Raw genomic sequence first — 2,450 nt, 5'->3', positions numbered from 1 at the left:
GCCCGCGGCATCCTCACCGCCGCGCAGGTGGAGGGCCTGGACCTCGGCCATGGTCTCGCTCACCGCCCGGGTGCCCTCGGCGGCGTCGCTCACGCTGCGGGCGATCTCCTGGGTGGCGAGCTGCTGTTCCTCCACCGCCGCGGAGACGCCCATCGCGATCTCGTGGACCGAGCCGATGGTGCCGCCGATCTCCTCGATCGCCGCCACCGCGTCGGCGGTGGCCTCGCGGATCGTGGCGATCTCGGCGGTGATCCGGTCGGTCGCCAGCGCGGTCTGGCCGGCGAGGCTCTTCACCTCGGCGGCCACCACCGCGAAGCCGCGTCCCGCCTCGCCGGCCCGCGCCGCCTCGATCGTGGCGTTGAGCGCCAGCAGGTTGGTCTGGCCGGCGATGCCCGAGATCAGCGAGACGACCTCGCCGATGCTGGCGGCACTGCGGGCGAGCCGCTGCACGGACTGCTCGGTGCGTCGCGCGTTCTCGACGGCGCCGGCGGCGGCGACCGAGGTCTGCGAGACCTGCGCGCCGATCTCGTTAGCGGTCGCGGCCAGCTCCTCGGTGGCGGCCGCCACCGCTTGGACGTTCATCGAGGCCGCGCCGGCGGCGTCCATGACGGCCTGCGACTGCAGGCTGGTGCGCTCGGCGTTGCGCGCCATCGCGCGGGCCGTCTCCTCCATCGTCCCGGCGGACGCGGCCAGGTGGCCGACGAGGCCGCCGACGCTGCCCTGGAATCGGTCGGCGAGGGTGTCCATCTCGGCGCGCTTGACGGCGCCGGCTTCCAGGCCGGCCTGGGCCTGGCTGCGGCGCAGGGCGTCCGCCTCGCCCATCGCGTCGGCGAAGGTGCGCATGCTCGCCCAGATCGCGCCGATCTCGTCGCGCGAGGGCTTCACCATCGGCAGGTCGCGGTCGCCCTCCGCGAGGCGGCGGATCGCGGTCGACACGGCCCGCAGCGGCCTCGCGATCATGCGATGGCCGAACAGCCCGCCGATGAGCAGGCCGCCCAGGGCGCCACCGAAGGCCAGCGCCAGAAGCAGGCGCAGGCGCCCCGTGTAGAGCGCGTCGGCACCGGCGTTCAGGCTCTCGATGCGGTCGCGGTTGCGCATCACGAGGGCCTCGATCCCGGCCTGGAAGGCGATGCGGTTGTTGCGGTTCTCCTCGGTGAAGCCCTGCTCGGCGGCGGCCTTCGGCGAGACCTCGGTGCCGAGACGGGCCGTCTCGGTGCGGTGCCGTCGGAAATCCGCGGCGTCCTTCGCCACGCGGTCGAACAGCGCCCGGTCCTCCGCCGGCACCGCCGGGAGCCACTCGGTCAGCAGCGCATCGATCGCCGAGAGATCGCGGACGATGCCGCCGGCGTAGGTCCGCGCGGCCTGCGTGCTGGCGGCGGCGTAGATGCCGCGGGATTCGAGTGCGGTGTCGGTGGTGAGCCGGGTGAGCTCGGCCGCGAACAGCGCGTTCTCGGTGGCGTTCCGCGCGGCCCCGACCGACGCGTTGAAGGTCCGCAGGGTGTCGAGCCCGACGCCCGCGACCACGAGGGTCACGAGGCTAGAGGCGCCGACCAGTCCGATGAGTTTGCCGCCGATCGTCATCGCGTCCACGCCCCGTGCTTGCGTGGTCGAACCTACCCAGAGGTTGTCAAGGACCCGTTAAGCTTGCAACCCGCTCACCCCTGCACGGCCTCGGGGCGCGAAACCGACATCCTCGATGCTTCGCCACCCTGCGGTCGAAGCTGCGAGAACGACAGCATAAACCCGCGGACCCGGCGGGCATAACCTTGACCGTTCCTTCGTCAGCCCGGATGAGTGGACCCTGTCGGGATCGATGATCGAGCCCGGTCCGGGGGACGTCAGATGAAGCGATGGATCGTGGGGGCCGCCCTGCTCGCCGGGCTGGCCGCGCCGGCTTGCGCCAAGGATATCGTCTTGCCGGCGAAGGAACCCGCCGTCACCGCGACGATGCCGGACGACTGGGACACCAGCGTCTACGAGACCGAGATCGCCTCCGTCTCGGCCGACGGCGACATCGTGGTCAACATCGCCACCGACAGCAAGGCGCGCCTCGACGCGCTGATCAAGGACAGCAAGGCCTACCTGACCAAGAACAAGGTCAAGCTCGTCGGCAAGCCGACCGAGCAGACCATCGACTTCAACGGCACCCCGGGCCAGGTGCAGCGCTACCAGGCGACGGACAAGAACGGCAAGGCGATCATCGACTTCGTCACCCTCGACGCGAGCCGGAACTGGGTGGTCCTGCTGACCGTGTGGGGCTCCGAGGACGACCGCCAGACCAACGGGACCGCCCTGGACGCGATCATGAAGAGCGTGACGGTCCCGGCCGGCGGCGGAGGCGGCGGGTTCTGGTCCGGTGCCGCCGTCCCGTCTGGCAAGGCCGGGACGGGCAAGACGGAAGCCACCGCGCCCGAGGCGGTCAAGCCGCCGCCGGGGGCCGCCGCGGCGGC

The 2,450-nt window shown here is 72.0% G+C and carries 1 protein-coding gene and 1 pseudogene; one reads left to right on the top strand and one right to left on the bottom strand.

Translation table 11 applies throughout. The features are described from left to right. Positions 1-1,581 (bottom strand): methyl-accepting chemotaxis protein (locus tag FV223_RS25315; protein ID WP_147729531.1); only part of this gene is annotated, 1,581 nt, incomplete at its 3' end. A 261-nt stretch (positions 1,582-1,842) separates the two neighbouring features. Here FV223_RS25315 and FV223_RS25310 point away from each other — a divergent pair. After that, positions 1,843-2,450 (top strand): annotated as a pseudogene (locus FV223_RS25310) (hypothetical protein); the annotation flags it as partial.

The sequence above is a fragment of the Methylobacterium sp. WL116 genome (assembly GCF_008039455.1).
GTDB lineage: Bacteria > Pseudomonadota > Alphaproteobacteria > Rhizobiales > Beijerinckiaceae > Methylobacterium.
The sequence above is the reverse complement of the archived record's forward strand: the minus strand, read 5'-3'. Positions and strand labels throughout refer to the sequence as shown.